Genomic DNA, 16,146 nt, shown 5'->3' with positions numbered 1-16,146 from the left:
AATATTAACCAGAGAAACCAGAAATTCGCCGATTAAAGAAATAACTGCAATTGAAAGTACTAAGTTGCCAGACAGGAGTAGAAATTAGCAAAGCGAACATTAATCCACTGGATCCTAATGAAAGTGACAGGTGCGTGCCATGCTGTTTTATCAACGAATATCCATGAAGTTTTCTAATTAAAATCAGTTTTTTATTTTGCTGAAAATATTCACCTATATCCATAATGATTGACAAGACCAGAACGAAAATGACCAAGATGATTGTAATTGTTAAAAGAAAAATCTCTTTATCCAAAGAAGAAATTTGATCAGCAACATCGTCTTTAAAACTTGTTATTCCGGAAATATAATGCGATAGACCATATTTATCCAAACTATTGCGCAGATGTTGATAGTCTTTGAAGATAATTCCTCCGTTAGTGGCCGCTGCATAATAAAAATATCTTTGAACCGACTGGTTTTGGATCAGCGCAATTAAAGGTGAATCCGCATAAGGCTGATCAATGGAAGCACGACTATTAAAAGCGAATATGTAATAGTCCTTGTTCATATTTTTGGCGGAAAAGGAAACTGCGGCTGATTGATTCGGATCGCCTTTTTCAAATTGAAACAAATCGATAAAATTTTTTTCGATCGCAGTTTTTTTACGCTGAGCCTTTGTTGGCAAAAACAGATTGATTGTTTTTTGCTGATTTATTCTCTTACCGGCAAAAATATTTTTATCGAATTTTCTATAAAGTGAAACGAAATTGTTATTGACGATTAAAACATTTCCGTTTGTAGGTTCAAAATTGTCCTTTTTTGGATTAGAAGCATTATTATTTTTAATTAAAATTGCGCCATATTTTTCTTCTTCTGCAAAAAGTCGGTTAAATTTTTCTGCTACGTCGCCATACTCTTTGTTTCCGGTAATAAACGGAGCGAAATAAAGCGAATAATAATTATCGACTTTCCGCCAGATTTCATTATGCTTCTGAATTTTCTTCAGGTCGGATAAACTAGCAACATTTTGTATCAGTAATAAGAAAACGATGAGGATCATCGCAAACTTGCTTCCCAAAGCGATTGACCTTAATATTTTATAAGGACGTTTGCCTTTGACCATTTGCGAGACATCGATCAGCGATAATGATGCATAAGACAAAAGATTAAGCATCAAAAGCAGAATAGTCAGAACCGAATATGCAATTATCAGCCATTTAAGAAAAAACAATAATTGTCCATGATAAGGGCTGATTAATAAAAACAAAAAAGTGACGATGGCAGCGCAACTTGGCAGCAACAAAAAATAGATTGTTGATTTCTTTAAGTCATCAATGAATATCTTAAAAATTGAATATCCGTGGAGTCTTTTAATTGCATATGCTTTGAAATTAGCGCTGCGTTCGTGTAAGAAGATCAAAAAACTAATTAACAGCAAGGCAAAGATTGAAAGCAGGATCCCTTCCTGGCACATATATGATGAAAAGAACCTTGGAAAATTCACGTTGATAAAGTTTCCACTCAGACCAAGTTTCTTTAAGATTTTCAAAAACTTTTGTTTGTTAACCTCGCCTCGAACAAAATATTCNCCTCGAATATCTCTTTTCTGCAACTGAGAAAAAGAAATAATTCGATTCTTTTTGGAAATATCGAAATTATGAAAATCGTTTTTAAGTTTTTTATCGCCGATAAAAGGATAAATATATTTAATTGTATTGGATTGGTCAACACTACTGGTTGATTTATAAAGATTAATTTTTTGTTTTTTGGTTTCTTGATCAAGGCCTTTAAAGATTGTTTTTTTATTGCTTTTCTGGTCCCAAGTCGATATCGTCAAAATTTGATCGGTATGGTACAAAAATTGTTGGTCGAGCTCTTTAAAGAAACCGACAAGCAGGAAAGATAAAAGCAAAAAACTTATTAAAGCAAAGAAATTTTTAATCAGTTTCATGGATCCCCTCAAAATTTATCGCAATAAAAAAGGAGCTGTCAGCAGCTCTTTTTTATCATGAATAAATAAATAGCTTTATGTAGATTTTTTTACAATGTTGGCTAAAGCTGAATTTAAGCGTAGCATGCCATTTCCGTTTTGGAGAAAAGTTGATTTTTATTCCCATTTTGGCCTTTTTTCCGCATTTTTCGGAATATATTACGAATTATCGGGGACCATATATTTGTCCATATAACTTTCATAGGAAGAAGCCAGATAATTTGAATCGATCGATCTTAGGCTTTTTATCAATTGCCGGTTGGCTCTTTTGGCTTTTTGATTAGTCAAAGTTAAAAGGTTTCTCATGAAAGAGATTTTGAATTTAATAACTAATTGATCCTGATTTAACGATATTTTTTCTAAACAAAAAAGCAGCTCTTTGGCGCTTTGGTAATCCTCTCTGCGATAGAGAATATCAACCATATTTGTGATAGCACTCAAAAAATTATCGGAACGATTCCGATCATTTAGTTGAGCGCTTAAATAAATCAGTTCTTTGGCAAGAACTTTAATCATTGGACAAGTCAAAATAATTAAACAGTTTTTTAAAATGACCAGTTCGAATGAATTCCAATATTCGACGCTCATTAAATATTGGCTTATTTTTTTTACTATCATATCTTCAACCAGATAATTTGAATCGATTTTCTTGATGAAGGAAATCAAGCTGGCTGTTTTTATCAAATTGATAAATTCCTCATTGTTCTTTGACGTTTCTTCTTTGGCGATTGCTTTTAATGTCAGCAAATCATTGCCTTGATAAATTGGTTCGATTTTATTCAGAAAATGGTTATAGGAATCTGATAATGTTTCCGATTCTATCTGCTCATAGTAATCATCCAAACTGATATCCATTCGTTTCAAAAGAGAGCCGAGCTTAAAAAAAGATAATTTTGTTTTTCCTGTCTCGAATTTGTTGACCGAAGAAACAGATAAAATTCCCTTAGCTAGTTTTTTCGTTGACAGGTGTCTTTGTTTTCTAAGTTTTTGAAAAACTATTCCGGCTTGATTGACTGTATTTTTATCCATCCAAGAAAATTATTGCATAAATATTGTTTAATGGTTGTCAAAAAATGGGTTTCTGAATTCTTAACAACAAAGGGGATTATTTGAATTTTTAAAATAATTTTTGCATACAATTGTTAAACGTTACAAATATATGTTACTTTTTTATAGGCTCTTAATAAATGAATTAAATCACTTATTGAGATTTGTTAATTTGTTTGATGTGTACTAATAATTTAAAGGAAGAGGAAAATGAAAAAATTTTGACCACTGCAAGTGCGTCAACAGTTAGAAACCCTGTTAACGGACACATTGCGTCATGGACACACGGCCATGACTGGAGAGTTATTGTGACTTATTCTGAAACAGCTTCAAGTTTCTATGCTCATTCAGCTTCTGTTGATAGCACTGAATCAGGATTGAAGAGAGCCGGTGTTACGGCTCATGCTGAAAAAATTGGTGGATCATGCTATTACTGGTATGTTAGATAACTGATTTTCTATGAAAATAGCAAAATATGTGTCATTAATTGTCGCGAGTATCACTTTAATGTTTGCGGCAATTTTATTAATACAATTTAATGATTCGGAAAAGTGGTCGATCGATGCCCACCAGTCGGGCCTATTTTCCCAAACAATCAATATTAATTCGAACGATCAACCGGCAACACAAAAGAAAATACTGACGGCTTTGGCAGAAACGGCTGATCATTATTCGCTCGGGGTAATTCGTGTCGATGACCAAGTTGGTGCCACTGGGGCTTATCGGATTGGTGTTTATGACCCAGAAGGCGTTATCAAATTCGTTAATCGCAAAAACCAGTTGAAGTCATCGGGAATCACGAGTTTATCTTCAAAAAGACTATGGTCAACCAAAAGTATGGATACCCGCCATCTTTCGTTATTTAATCTTATGAATTCCAGCTCGGTTGTTGTCACTTCTTTGGATAGTCTGCTAAACCACACGGAAACGATCAATGGTCAATACCAAATGGCCACCATCAAAAAAACGAATTTTCAGAATATGTTGGATTTTTTTCCAAACGAAGTGGAATCAAGGAGAAACAACTTTTAGCCCAACATAGTTTTAAACAACATACTATTTCAATTGCTTTTAATCTTTCGTTGGTCTTGTTTGCCTTGCTTTCGGTCGTTTCGATTGTATTTGGTATTTTTTCTATTTATGATAAAAATCAGTTGGTTGGCGTTCAAAAACTATTGGGCTATTCAAGTTTTCGGATTGTCTGGTCACATGCGGTCAATAACTGGCTGGTTGTGTTTGCGGCTTTTTCCTTAGAAATTCTTATGTTGAGGATTGCCTTTTCCCAGTTGGATAATTCGATTTATCCAATCCTGTTTTTATTTCAGCTGCCCTTACTGATCGTCCTGTCTTTGGATACGTTAATCCAGTTTTTGTTGGTTCATCGCCAGAAAGCCACCAATTTCATCAAGCAAAATCTTCGTTCAAGACTATTAATCTGTGTTGTTTGCGGCTTATTTATCTTTACCAGTGGTTTATGTGTCTATATGTTGAGAGTGATTGATTATCAATCGATTCAAATTTTTTTAAATGCCAAAAAGATGCAGCACTGGCAGCAGCGGAACGATAATTATGTTCTTTCGGAGATATCTGCCGGTAATGATTCAGCCAGTTTTACTTATCAGTCAAATAAAATCGATCACGATCTGCAAAATTTTTATACGCAAATTGCTGATAAAAAAGGCGTTTTCCTAGCCGCTTCGAGTCATTTTGATCAATCTAAAGCTCAAAGGCAGCTTTATCAATTCTGGGGTCTCCCTAATCTCCCCAGTTTTTCGCTTTTGCAGTTGTCACCCTCGGCTTTAAAGAAATATCATATTTCAAATAACCAGGGACAGTCGATTAAGATCTCGAACCAAGATAAGACCAAGTATTATCTGATTCCGGATAAATTTCGCAATAATTTAAAATACCAGCGTTTCTTTAAAAAATTCGCTTTGATCAACAGCACAGTGAACCCGTCCAACAAGGCTCAGGTTAAGCAATTTTTGGATAGTCATCCTGTTCAAATTGTTTATTATAAAAATACCCGCTCGTTTGCTTCATGGGACTCCAGCGATTCCCGCTCTTTGAAGCTGCCCATAATCGAAGTAATAACAGCGGCTGGTCTTGACACGGACAATACTTCGAATATGCGGGTGGTCGGTTTGGATAATCTTTTAAAATTAGATCGAAAGGTTGTCGCCTCTACTGCTTTTAAAAGAGCTATTGCTAACAGTGATTTAAGCGATAATCAATTGGTTTTTCGGAGTATCAAAGACAGTCTCCTGTCGGATCGAAGCAATTATTTTCAATTGTTGGCGGCTTGGGGAAGCTTTCTGTTTATTTTGCTATTGGCGATACTCCAATCGATTGTCTCTTTGAATCTAATTTGGCAGTCATCCCATGAAAAACAGCTTTTCGTGCAGCGCTTATTGGGTTATAGCAGCTGTCATAAATACCGCTTTATTTATTTGCTCATTAGTATTTCGGATCTGATTGCTTTTATTTTTGGAATTGCGTTTCGTTCGTCCTATATTTCATTTGGATTCGTTATCTTGTTTGCCCTCGAGATGCTGGTCATTTATCACAGCGTACGTAAGGTTGAATTTAAAAAAATTAGTGAAGAATTGAAGGGACTTTCATGAAGTTAGAACTGAATCATATTACCAAGTCATTTAGCGGCAAGAAAATTCTTCGGAATTTTAATCTCACTGTTCAATCCGGTGAATTCGTTGGAATAGTCGGCAAATCGGGATCCGGCAAATCGACCATTTTGAATTTGCTTGGTCTTTTTGATGATTATGAACAGGGCGAGTATTTTATTGATGGAAAAAAAGTTCCACGAATTAATACAAAGGCTGCAACCAAATTGATTCGTGAGAAGATTAATTACCTTTTTCAAAATTTTGCGCTCGTTAATGATTTGACAGTTGGAAAAAATTTGGGATTGGCTTTGAAATACACAGAAACTTCCAAAAAAGAAGCAGCCGATAAAATCGCCCTTGTTTTAAGGCAGGTCGGGCTGGCAAATCATGAAAAAGATATTGTTGCAACGCTTTCCGGTGGCGGACAACAACGGATTGCGATTGCCAGAGCGATGCTTAAACCCGGAGATTTACTTTTGGCCGATGAACCAACTGCGGCTTTGGATAAAGAAAATCGCGATCTGGTTTTTGCTCTTTTGATGGAACTCAATAAAAAGCACAAAACGATCGTTCTTGTTACTCATGATCTCGAACTGGCAAGTAAGATACCAAGGACGATTCAAATAAATTGATAAAATAAAAAATTCAAAGGATTTTAATATTTAAAACCGCTCCTGATTGGCAGCGGTTTTTATTTTGTTTAAGTTTATTTGTTCTTCAAAATAGTTGTGACATCGCTTGTGCTGATTATTTTTCTGCCTGGATATTGGAAAATTTCGACCTTCCATAGTTGGGTTGTATCAGAGATTGCAATCGGTTCGGCGAATGCCTTTAAAAGACCATTTTTAACCGTCATAAAATGATTTGTGTTTACGCTCACTCCGACTGCAATTTGGCCCTTTTTAGCAAGACAGTTGGCGGAAATACTGGCAGCCGTTTCGGCTAAAATACTAGTGAAACCATCGTGCAAAAAACCGGACAGATCTTTTAATCTATCGGTCACTAATATTGAAGCGAGTGTTTTTTGTTGACTGGCATACTCGATTTCAATGCCTAAGTTTTCCAGTAAGCTAATTTTTAAATCCTCAATAGTGTTATGTTCATTTTATCAGAAAGGAAACAAACTCATGGAAGCAGCTAGTTGGAAAAAAGTAAAAGATTATTCTGAAATCATTTTTGAAAGAAAAGAAAAAATAGCCAAATTAACGATTAATCGTCCGGAAAAAAGAAATTCCTTTACTCCGGTTACGATTAGCCAATTAATAGAGGCTTTTGCCATTTGTCGTGATGATAGTTCGATTGGCGTCATCATTTTAACCGGTGCCGGTGATGAGGCTTTTAGTTCCGGTGGTGATCAGGGAGTTCGCGGAAATGGCGGTTATGTCGGACCCGATCAAATCGCTCGCCTGAATGTTTTGGATCTTCAACACTTGATCAGAATTATTCCCAAGCCGGTGATTGCGATGGTTAAAGGATGGTCGGTCGGCGGCGGCAATGTTTTACAATTGGTTTGCGATTTAACGATTGCTGCCGATAATGCAAAGTTTGGCCAAACCGGACCGAAAGTCGGTAGTTTTGATGCCGGCTATGGCTCCGGATACTTGGCAAGAGTAATTGGCCATAAGCGTGCCAAAGAGGTTTGGTTTTTAAATCACTGGTATACGGCTGACGAAGCCTTGTCAATGAATTGGATTAATAAAGTTGTAGCTTTAGCAGACGTTGAAAAAGAAACACTGAAATGGTGCGATGAACTATTGACAAAATCTCCGACAGCCCTTCGTTTTATCAAAGCCGCTATGAATGCCGATACGGACGGATTGGCCGGTTTGCAGCAATTTGCCGGCGATGCGACGATGCTCTACTATACAACTGATGAAGCCAAAGAGGGTCGCGATGCTTTTAATGAAAAACGTCGTCCCGATTTCGACAAATTTCCTAAATTTCCGTAAAATCGTATTTTTTACTGATTGGGGGTAGAAAGAGTGCAGAATTGGTTGACTAAACAAGCTGATTTGTTTCCGGAGAGAATGGCATTATTTTATAGGGGACAAAGTTGGACTTTTGCCGAATTAAAAAAAGAAGTCGAAAGAATTTGCGGACATTTGGCAAGTCTTGAAATAAATTCTAATAAAAGAGTTGCTATTTTACCTGGAAATACAGCTGCCAGTTACATGACAATCCTGGCGATTCAACAAATCGGGTTGCAACCGGTTCTCTTGAATTTCCGTTTATCAAACGATGAACTTCAAAGTCAGCTTGTAGATGCCGGCCTGCAAAATGTTCTGATTGATGATTCTTTAAAGAGCCGTTTTAAAGAGGGACAAAAGCTGAATGTCTCTTGTCTTTTTATTTCGGAACTTGAATCCTTGAAGATTGTTCCTCCACAAATAGTTGAGGATTTCCCCAATCAGAAAATTGCTTCTATTATGTATACTTCCGGAACGACAGGAAAAGCTCATGGAGTATTGCAGACCTATGGCAACCATTTTTATTCAGCGGTCGGCTCGGCTTTTAATTTAGGATTCGATCCTGAAGACCAGTGGCTTTGCGTTGTCCCGATTTTTCATATCAGCGGTTTTTCAATTATGATGCGCAGTTTGGTTTATGGAATGGGAGTTGTCTTGCTTTCTCATTTCGATCCGGAAAATGTCACTAAGTTGTTGTCTTCTCATGCAATTTCATTGGTTTCTGTTGTACCGCTTATGCTCAAACAACTTTTGCGGCTTTATCCAAAAGATGGCTATCAAAATAGTTTCCGTGCCTTCTTACTCGGAGGGGAACCAATCGATCAAAATACGCTTGATATCTGTCTGCGAAAGGGAATTAAGGTCATTCAATCTTACGGGATGACGGAAACCTGTTCTCAAGTCGTAGCTTTGAACTTTCAGGATGCCACGCGAAAAATCGGTTCGGTTGGCAAAGCTCTTTTTCCAGTCCAATTGCGTATCGCGGATGATAAAACAAACGAAGTTCAATTAAAAGGTCCCAATCTTGCCAAAGGCTATCTTAACGATGATCAGCGATTCAAATCTAAATTTACCGGAGACGGTTGGTTTAAAACAGGTGATGTTGGTCTTATTGATGAAGAAGGATTTTTGTTTATTAAAGGTCGTTTGGACGAAATGTTCATTTCTGGTGGAGAAAATATTTTCCCTAATGAAATTGAAAATGTTTATGCAAAATTGACAGGAATTAAAGAAATTGGGATTATTGGAATTTCGGATCAGAAGTGGGGAAAAGTTCCTTGCGCTTTTATTGTTCCAGCTTCGAGCAAACTGCCCGATCAAGAAGAATTATTGTCTTATGGAAGAAGACACATGGCACATTACAAAGTTCCAAAAAAATTTATTTTCGTTGATAATTTACCACATACTGCCAGTGGAAAATTACAACATTCAAAGTTGCATACTATTTATTTAGAAAATTATAATCGATAATTTTTTCCTTGTTTTTAAAATAATGTTATATAAAAAAGGTGCTCTAATAGGCACCTTTTTTATATAATCCAATTTATAGCTTTTCGGTCAAACTCAAGAATTGATCGACATCTTTTTTGATCAGATCGGCACCGGACTGCCAGAAGTCGGGTTTGGTCAGATCGGCACCCAAGTGTTTCTTTGCTAATTCTTCGGAATTCATATTCGCTGTATCGCGTAGTAATGAAATATAGGCCGATTCAAAATCGGTTTGCTTTTGAGCCCAGTCGAAGATTCCCAAACTGAACAGATAGCCAAAGGTATAAGGAAAATTGTAAAAAGGAACATCGTCGATATAAAAATGCAGTTTGGAAGTCCAAAAATGGGGATGGGTACCATTTTCGGCCAAAGCTCCGGAAAAGGCTTCTTTTTGGGCTTCTGCCATCATTTTATTTAATTGTTGTGGTGTTAAAACACCCTTTTGCCGTTCTTTATAAAAATTGCTTTCAAAAATATAACGAGCACGGATATTCATGAACATTGCCGTAGCATTGGCAATTTTGGCGTCCAGCAAAGTAATTTTTTCAGCATCTGATTGAGCAGCTTCCACATTGGCAGTATTAATAATCGTTTCTGCAAAAGTTGAGGCGGTCTCGGCAACATTCATCGCATAATTTTGCCGCCATTGAGGCAAATCATACAAAACATGTGAATGAAAAGCATGACCCAATTCATGGGCGATTGTTGCGGCATCGTTAACCGAACCGGTGAAAGTCAGAAAAATCCTATCCTCTTTTAAAGTTGGAATCGATTCATCCCAACCGCCAGGTTGCTTTCCGGAACGGTCTTCGGATTCGATCCACTGATTTTCAAAAGCCTGTTGTGCGAAAGCTCCCATCTTTTTAGAATATTTGCTGAAATTTTTGACGATAAAATCGGCTGCTTGATCGTAATTTAAAGTCCGTGCTTTATAGCCGGGAACCCGAACCGGAGCGGTTTGATCCTGCCAGGAAATCTTATCGGAAGCAAGCCCCAGTAATTTTGCTTTTCTAGCAAAGAATTTAACGAGCATGTCTTCGTTTTTGGCAACTGTATTCCACATTGCATCCAAAGAAGCGCGCGATAAACGATTTAATTCCAGGGATTTCTCCAAAAAATCGGTAATTCCGTGGGCTTTGTATTCGGTTAAACGAGCTCCGGCCAAATGATTTAAGGTATCAGATGAGAGCCTTTCGGCCTTGCCCCACATTTTTTCGTAGTTTTGCATTAAATTGGCTCGGGCGTTGTTATCACTGATTCCATCAAGCAAATTCAGAGCCTGTCCGGCGGAAACCTTTTGGATTCTGCCATTTTCATCGGTATAGCTGGTTGATAATCCGGATGAGATTGTGTCGTAATGTGCCGACCAGGCATGCAGGCCATCAACCTGGAATTCCTTAATTAGTTTCTCGGTTTTTTCGTCGAGCAACTTACCTGCCTGTTCCCTTGTTTCCTTTAAGATGAAGGCAATCGGTTGGGCTTTTTTATCAGATAAGAAATCGTTAAAACGATCTTCTGGCAGAGCAGCCAAAAATTTTCCCCATTTTTGTTCCTGAACACCGTAGTTAATTAAAATCTTCGATAGAAGGTCAAACTTTGGTCCGGCTTCTGCTTTTCCATAGTTAGTGGAACTCCAGGCTGTAAGATAAAAAGCAATTGTATCCAGTTTTGCTTCGGCCGTTTGCAAGGCATCGGCCGCTTCGATTATTTTTTCGTTACTTGAATTCTTTTTTAACGAGGCGAGGATTGCGGTCAAAGCCTGATTTTTGTTTTCGGTTTTTTTAAAAGCCGTTTTCAATTCCGGCGAATCAATTCCGGGAAAGACAACATCGATATTCCAATTTTGTGAATACTTCATTTTTTCTCCTTATAAAATTTATATTACAGTTCCTTACATAATCTCATTTTTGAACTCTATGTTTTAGAATTTTTTTAATGATTTCCAGAAATTTTGTCGATGTTGTAAGATAAAGGAAACTTGGGAGAGTTTTTTGGGAAAATTAGGGAATTTACAAAAACGAATGGAAAAAACTTTATTTTTTTCAAGTTTTTATATCAGCTTGAAGAATTTTCTGCCGATTATAGTTTTAAGTGTTTTCCTTCAGCTTTTTATCAATATTTTTTTAACGCCCAACAGTTTTTTTCTTACTGTTTTTCATTTAAAATTTTTCGCTTTTTTAGAGCCCCTGAATCGTCTTGCAACATTTGCCGACATTTCCTTTCGGCGCCTGTTGATGCCACTTTTTGCCTATTTTTTTTCAAACCAAATCGAGAATCAAAAGGGAACCAATCTGCCTCTAATTGCCTTGTCGAATTTTATTGTAATTTGGCTGTTTTCCAATAATCAGTTCCTTCTTCAAGGTTCCGGACAAAACCTTCTGCCGGTCAGTTTGATTGTTTTTGCTTTGACTATTTTGATGATTAAAATTTCCAATTGGCATAAAGCATCATCGATCAGTCAAAGATATCTGCTTTCTTTTTGTATCCTTATAATTGCCTGTGTTTTTGCGATAACGAATATCTTTTCGAATTTTCAATTTGTGAATGCTGGTCAGTGGCTTAATGACAATCTTATCAGCGATTTGTCGACTAATTTTTACGGTGTCGCACTGCTGACCGTTTGTGCCAGTCTGCTGCTTTGGATGGGTTTGCCGCTTCCATCGTGTTTAAGACAAACAAGCTTTTCTCTTCCAGCGGCGGTCAATAATTTGGGTGCCTCGCTCGACAAAAAAACTTCGACAATACCAAATCCATTGAGTTTGCATACCCTTTATGATTCATTTGCCATTTTTGGCGGTGTATCGATGAGTCTGGCCCTGATTATTGTTCTTTTAATTCGTTCCAAGAATTCGCAAAAAAAGCTTGCTCAAATTGCTTTGATCCCAAGCCTTTTGAATAATAATCAAATTCTTAATTTTGGCCTTCCTTTTTTCCTGAACCCCTTATTGCTGATACCGGCAATCTTGGCGCCTTTGTCAGGAATTCTGCTTTCCGGACTTGCTTTAAAGTTGAATTTGATCAATCCGGCTGTTTATCAATTGCCGAAAAATACTCCGAATATATTTACGGCTTTCTTATCCAGCAATGGTGACTGGAGAACTATCTTACTGGTTTTATTAATTTTGGGAATCAGTTTTTTGATATATCTTCCTTTTGTTAATCGTTTGTTAGAAGGGACCAAAAATGAGAATAATTAAAAATATAATTTTAATCAGTCTGTTATTTGCGATTATCCTTGTTTCTCTATTTTTCGGCGAAAAGTGGGTTAGGACCAACGTTAAAAACCAGGCAATCGTTTATAATTCTCAACTTAATCCAACGGTTATGATACCGGGGTCTTCTGCTAATAACCATCGTTTCGATAATCTGGTTGCGATTCTCAATCGTCAATCGACGACACATTCTTTATTAAGAGTTCAAGTGAATGAAGACAATTCGATCAGTTATTCCGGTCGAATCCGTCCTAACGACAGTCAGCCCTATATTGTAATCGGATTTCAAAACAACAGCGATGGCTACGCAAATATTAAACGGCAGGCAAAATGGCTTGAAATTGCCATGAAATTTTTGCAAAAACGTTATCATTTTAATCATTTCAACGCCTTCGGCCATTCCAATGGCGGCTTGGATTGGACAATTTATTTGGAAAAATATTTTAACCAGAAAAGTTCAACAATTGGAACTTTGATGACGGTTGGATCGCCTTTTAATTTTTCTGAAAAATCGGAAAGTAATCGCACACAAATGTTAACTGATTTAATTAAGAATCGAAGTAAATTGCCAAGGGATATGACAGTTTATTCGATTGCCGGTACAGAGACTTACAACGACGATGGAATTGTTCCAATCGAAAGCGTTTTGTTGGGGAAATATGTTTTTCAAAAGAATGTTCATTCCTATACGCAAATTACCGTTTCCGGCAATGATTCAGAGCATTCTGATCTTCCGACTAATCCGCAAATTGTTCAATTGATTCAACGAGACATTCTTGACGGCCGAGGTCAGAAGCAATCTTCGAATCCCGTTTTTAACAATCATTGAATAGAAAACAGAATCATTTGTGAACTTATTTTTTGCCACTAATTTGCAATAAAAATGTAACTAATGTAACATTATTTGAGATTTATGAAAGGGATGACGTATGAAGGATTTTTTAATTTTGTTTCATAGCCCAACCGCTCATTTTATTGGTCGTACATTTTTTTATTTTGCGATCCTTGTAGTGCTGCTTTATTTATATAGCTATACAGGTGTCAGCGATGGCGGCTTTATTTATAATGGATTTTAAGTGGGTGAATATGATTAGAGATATACTTTCAAAGATTGATGAAAACGCAATTAATGATCCAAATGCGATTGTTTACGATAATTTAGGAAAACAGAATAATTACGCTGATTTAAAAGAATATTCAGATTCCCTGGCAGCTTATATAGACCAACTTGGAATCGCGACCGGCAGTCCGATCATGATTTTTGGTGGCCAGGAGTTTGAGATGATTGCCAGTTTTTTGGCCGCAGCAAAATCGGGCCATCCATATATTCCGGTTGATATAAATTCATCTGAGGAACGTATTGAGTCGATCATTAAGATTGCTAATCCGGCACTGATCATTGCAATTAAGGAATTACCGGTTAAAATTTCCAATCGTCCGATCGTCGAATTGAAGCAGCTACAGGATATTTTTACTGAAAATTCAAATTATCAAATTGAACATGCCGTTTCCGGGGAAGACACTTTTTATATTATTTTTACATCCGGAACAACCGGAGCACCAAAAGGCGTTCAGATCAGCAGCGATAATCTTTTGAGTTTCGTTAACTGGATAATTGGCAAGAAGTTTAATTTGCCCAAGCAGCCGATCACACTCTCGCAACCGCCATTTTCTTTTGATTTATCAGTGATGGATTGGGTACCTACTCTTGTTTTGGGTGGCCAGCTAAAAGCCGTTTCAAGGGAGCTCGCCGACGATTTTAAACGCTTGTTTCAAACACTGCCTGAATATAATCCCCAGGTTTTTGTTTCAACTCCTTCCTTTGTTGACTTATGTTTGATTGATCCTGATTTCAATGAGAAAAAAATGTCCAACGCCTGTTATTTTCTTTTTTGCGGTGAAGAATTAACAAAAAAGACCGCTTTAAAATTGATTGACAGATTTCCAAAGGCAAAAATCTTCAATACTTATGGGCCGACTGAAACGACTGTTGCGATTTCTCAAGTGGAGATTACGAAAAAAATTATCGAAAAATCGGATCGTCTGCCGATCGGTTATCCGAAGGAAGACACAGGAGTTGCGATTTTTGGTAACCAGCAGCAATTACTTCCGGAAGGGGAAACCGGCGAAATTGTTATATATGGTCAAAGCGTTTCAAAGGGTTATTTGAATAATCCCGAAAAAACCCAAGCTGCTTTTTTTTCTTATAAAGGTCAGCATGCTTATCGGACCGGCGATTTGGGGACGCTTGATGCCAAAGGACTATTGCATTATTGTGGACGAAAGGATTTTCAGATAAAACTTCACGGATATCGAATTGAGTTGGAAGAAGTTAATCACGCTTTGTTGAAGAGCAGATTTGTCAAACAGGCTGTTGCGGTTCCACGTTATGACGATGATCATAAGGTGAGCCAACTCTTGGCTTGGGTTGTTCCAAGAGAAAACGATTTTGCCAAGAAGATTGATTTAACCAAAGCACTTAAAGAAGATCTAAAAGAGGTGATGATGCCATATATGATTCCAAGCCGTTTTGTCTATAAAGAGAGTTTACCAATTTCGGCCAACGGAAAAATCGATGTGAAGAAAGCGGTTGCCGAGGTAAACAATGGTTAATTTTTTTGGGAATGCCATTCCAAATCTTCAACCTTATTCTGATCCCCAATACTTTGTATATCTATTAATTGCGGTTATGCCCTTAGCAATCGGCCTTTACTATGGAAAGCGTTTTAAGATTTATGAAACGATTTTCTCGATCGTTTTTATCGTCTTAATGTTCACTAATGACAAACTTGGCCAAGGAGTTGCTCTAATTGCTTATATAATCTGGCAATTGCTTGTCGTTGGGGTTTATCACCAATATCGAATTAGGAAAAACAATAGTTTAATTTTTTATCTGGCAACTTTTTTATCGATTGTTCCTCTAAGCATAGTCAAGATTATGCCGACAGTCGATCATGGAGCCCAGTCGATTATTGGTTTTCTTGGCATATCTTATTTAACTTTTCGAGCAGTCGGCATGATTATGGAAATGCGTGATGGCGTTCAAAAAGATTTTCATTGGTGGCCTTTTCTTAGGTTTATGGTTTTTATGCCAACGATTTCTTCTGGGCCGATTGACCGATATCGACGTTTTGAAAAAGATTATGATCATGTTCCTGATCGTGATAAATATGTCACGATGGTCGGAAAAGCGGTTCAATATATTTTTCTTGGATTTTTATATAAATTCATTTTGGCTTATTTCCTCGGTACGATCATGTTGCCGGAAGCAAAACAAATGGCAATTTCGGCTGGCAAAGGCCTTTCTTGGCCTTTACTTTATGTAATGTATACTTACGGTTTTGATCTCTTTTTTGATTTTGCTGGTTATTCATTGTTTGCCGTTGCAATTTCTTATTTAATGGGAATTGAGACGCCGATGAACTTTAAGCAACCTTTTAAATCAAAAAATTTAAAAGAATTTTGGAATCGTTGGCATATCAGTTTAAGTTTTTGGTTTCGGGATTTTGTTTTCATGCGGATGGTTTTCGTGATGAAAAAGAGGCGCTTGTTTAAAAAATCAACAACCTATTCAAGTGTTGCCTATGTTTTAAACATGTTGCTGATGGGATTTTGGCATGGCGTTACCTGGTATTACATTGCCTATGGTCTTTTTCACGGTTTGGGTCTCATGATCAACGACTGGTGGCTGCGCTTTAAAAGGAAACATTTGAAATGGCTCAAACCGAATTGGTTTACCCAGGGAATTGCAATTTTTTTAACTTTTCATGTTGTGATGATTAGTTTTCTGCTATTTTCGGGATTCTTAAACGTTTTATGGTTTGTTAAAAAATAAG

At 37.0% G+C, this 16,146-nt stretch carries 15 protein-coding genes; 11 read left to right on the top strand and 4 right to left on the bottom strand.

Features of this window, described 5'->3' with window-relative positions; genetic code table 11:
• Nucleotides 1-4: 4 nt before the first annotated feature.
• Both A3G9_RS0107740 and A3G9_RS0107735 read right to left on the bottom strand, forming a co-directional pair.
• Entirely contained in the window at nucleotides 5-1,933 is a 1,929-nt protein-coding gene (locus A3G9_RS0107740) for a DUF1430 domain-containing protein (RefSeq protein ID WP_002820206.1), read from the bottom strand.
• A 198-nt stretch (nucleotides 1,934-2,131) separates the two neighbouring features.
• A complete protein-coding gene (locus tag A3G9_RS0107735; protein WP_002820208.1) occupies nucleotides 2,132-3,001 on the bottom strand; it encodes an Rgg/GadR/MutR family transcriptional regulator in 870 nt (289 codons plus the stop codon).
• 197 nt (nucleotides 3,002-3,198) lie between these two features.
• Here A3G9_RS0107735 and A3G9_RS0107730 point away from each other — a divergent pair, with 197 nt between their 5' ends.
• The 4 genes from A3G9_RS0107730 to A3G9_RS0107720 are packed head-to-tail and all read left to right on the top strand — an operon-like array spanning nucleotide 3,199 to nucleotide 6,275.
• Complete coding sequence (locus tag A3G9_RS0107730; RefSeq protein ID WP_002820978.1) at nucleotides 3,199-3,468, top strand: hypothetical protein; 270 nt, start codon at nucleotides 3,199-3,201, stop codon at nucleotides 3,466-3,468.
• A gap of 10 nt (nucleotides 3,469-3,478) precedes the next feature.
• Nucleotides 3,479-4,051 carry a hypothetical protein gene (locus A3G9_RS1000000110570; protein ID WP_002821210.1) on the top strand — a complete coding sequence of 191 codons (573 nt, stop codon included), beginning with the start codon at nucleotides 3,479-3,481 and terminating at the stop codon, nucleotides 4,049-4,051.
• 50 nt (nucleotides 4,052-4,101) lie between these two features.
• Nucleotides 4,102-5,643, top strand: a complete 1,542-nt coding sequence (locus tag A3G9_RS01000000109600) for a hypothetical protein (RefSeq protein WP_236608160.1) — start codon at nucleotides 4,102-4,104, stop codon at nucleotides 5,641-5,643.
• Nucleotides 5,640-6,275, top strand: a complete 636-nt coding sequence (locus tag A3G9_RS0107720) for an ATP-binding cassette domain-containing protein (RefSeq protein ID WP_002820211.1) — start codon at nucleotides 5,640-5,642, stop codon at nucleotides 6,273-6,275. Before A3G9_RS01000000109600 ends, A3G9_RS0107720 begins: the two co-directional genes overlap by 4 nt.
• 74 nt (nucleotides 6,276-6,349) lie before the next feature.
• Here the strand turns inward: A3G9_RS0107720 and A3G9_RS0107715 are convergent, their stop codons facing one another.
• A complete protein-coding gene (locus A3G9_RS0107715; RefSeq protein WP_235043566.1) occupies nucleotides 6,350-6,652 on the bottom strand; it encodes a hotdog fold thioesterase in 303 nt (100 codons plus the stop codon).
• 118 nt (nucleotides 6,653-6,770) lie between these two features.
• Here A3G9_RS0107715 and menB point away from each other — a divergent pair, with 118 nt between their 5' ends.
• Nucleotides 6,771-7,592: a 1,4-dihydroxy-2-naphthoyl-CoA synthase gene (gene menB, locus A3G9_RS0107710; protein ID WP_002820213.1), complete on the top strand. Its 822-nt coding sequence runs from the start codon at nucleotides 6,771-6,773 to the stop codon at nucleotides 7,590-7,592.
• A 33-nt stretch (nucleotides 7,593-7,625) separates the two neighbouring features.
• On the top strand, nucleotides 7,626-9,080 hold the full coding sequence (locus A3G9_RS0107705) for an o-succinylbenzoate--CoA ligase (protein ID WP_002820214.1): 1,455 nt from the start codon (nucleotides 7,626-7,628) through the stop codon (nucleotides 9,078-9,080).
• Nucleotides 9,081-9,153: 73 nt separating this feature from the next.
• Here the strand turns inward: A3G9_RS0107705 and A3G9_RS0107700 are convergent, their stop codons facing one another.
• Nucleotides 9,154-10,956 (bottom strand): M3 family oligoendopeptidase, encoded by a 1,803-nt coding sequence (locus A3G9_RS0107700; protein WP_002821211.1) that lies wholly within the window; start codon nucleotides 10,954-10,956, stop codon nucleotides 9,154-9,156.
• A gap of 133 nt (nucleotides 10,957-11,089) precedes the next feature.
• Between A3G9_RS0107700 and A3G9_RS0107695 the strand changes: the two genes are divergently transcribed.
• The 5 genes from A3G9_RS0107695 to dltB all read left to right on the top strand — a co-directional run bounded on the left by A3G9_RS0107695 (nucleotide 11,090) and on the right by dltB (nucleotide 16,145).
• On the top strand, nucleotides 11,090-12,295 hold the full coding sequence (locus A3G9_RS0107695) for a PTS transporter subunit EIIC (RefSeq protein ID WP_002821212.1): 1,206 nt from the start codon (nucleotides 11,090-11,092) through the stop codon (nucleotides 12,293-12,295).
• On the top strand, nucleotides 12,282-13,139 hold the full coding sequence (locus A3G9_RS0107690; RefSeq protein ID WP_002820219.1) for an alpha/beta hydrolase: 858 nt from the start codon (nucleotides 12,282-12,284) through the stop codon (nucleotides 13,137-13,139). Before A3G9_RS0107695 ends, A3G9_RS0107690 begins: the two co-directional genes overlap by 14 nt.
• Before the next feature lie 100 nt (nucleotides 13,140-13,239).
• Nucleotides 13,240-13,386: a teichoic acid D-Ala incorporation-associated protein DltX gene (locus A3G9_RS0107685; RefSeq protein WP_018025287.1), complete on the top strand. Its 147-nt coding sequence runs from the start codon at nucleotides 13,240-13,242 to the stop codon at nucleotides 13,384-13,386.
• A complete protein-coding gene (gene dltA, locus A3G9_RS0107680) occupies nucleotides 13,376-14,923 on the top strand; it encodes a D-alanine--poly(phosphoribitol) ligase subunit DltA (protein ID WP_002820222.1) in 1,548 nt (515 codons plus the stop codon). The genes A3G9_RS0107685 and dltA overlap by 11 nt, the downstream gene beginning before the upstream one ends.
• Nucleotides 14,916-16,145, top strand: coding sequence for a D-alanyl-lipoteichoic acid biosynthesis protein DltB (dltB, locus tag A3G9_RS0107675; protein WP_002821213.1), 1,230 nt, complete (start codon nucleotides 14,916-14,918; stop codon nucleotides 16,143-16,145). Before dltA ends, dltB begins: the two co-directional genes overlap by 8 nt.
• The last annotated feature ends 1 nt before the right edge of the window (nucleotide 16,146 follow it).

It is taken from the genome of Oenococcus oeni DSM 20252 = AWRIB129 (assembly GCF_000372485.1).
GTDB classification, from domain to species: Bacteria; Bacillota; Bacilli; order Lactobacillales; family Lactobacillaceae; genus Oenococcus; species Oenococcus oeni.
This window is presented reverse-complemented; position numbering and strand designations above follow the sequence as displayed.

What these genes read in the sequence shown, in the direction of transcription:
- A3G9_RS0107690 (WP_002820219.1), top strand. Translation starts at nt 12,282, where the DNA reads ATGAGAATAATTAAAAATATAATTTTAATCAGTCTGTTATTTGCGATT.
- A3G9_RS0107685 (WP_018025287.1), top strand. Translation starts at nt 13,240, where the DNA reads ATGAAGGATTTTTTAATTTTGTTTCATAGCCCAACCGCTCATTTTATT.
- A3G9_RS1000000110570 (WP_002821210.1), top strand. Translation starts at nt 3,479, where the DNA reads ATGAAAATAGCAAAATATGTGTCATTAATTGTCGCGAGTATCACTTTA.
- menB (WP_002820213.1), top strand. Translation starts at nt 6,771, where the DNA reads ATGGAAGCAGCTAGTTGGAAAAAAGTAAAAGATTATTCTGAAATCATT.
- A3G9_RS0107700 (WP_002821211.1), bottom strand. Translation starts at nt 10,956, where the DNA reads ATGAAGTATTCACAAAATTGGAATATCGATGTTGTCTTTCCCGGAATT.
- dltB (WP_002821213.1), top strand. Translation starts at nt 14,916, where the DNA reads ATGGTTAATTTTTTTGGGAATGCCATTCCAAATCTTCAACCTTATTCT.
- A3G9_RS0107730 (WP_002820978.1), top strand. Translation starts at nt 3,199, where the DNA reads ATGTGTACTAATAATTTAAAGGAAGAGGAAAATGAAAAAATTTTGACC.
- A3G9_RS0107720 (WP_002820211.1), top strand. Translation starts at nt 5,640, where the DNA reads ATGAAGTTAGAACTGAATCATATTACCAAGTCATTTAGCGGCAAGAAA.
- dltA (WP_002820222.1), top strand. Translation starts at nt 13,376, where the DNA reads ATGGATTTTAAGTGGGTGAATATGATTAGAGATATACTTTCAAAGATT.
- A3G9_RS0107735 (WP_002820208.1), bottom strand. Translation starts at nt 3,001, where the DNA reads ATGGATAAAAATACAGTCAATCAAGCCGGAATAGTTTTTCAAAAACTT.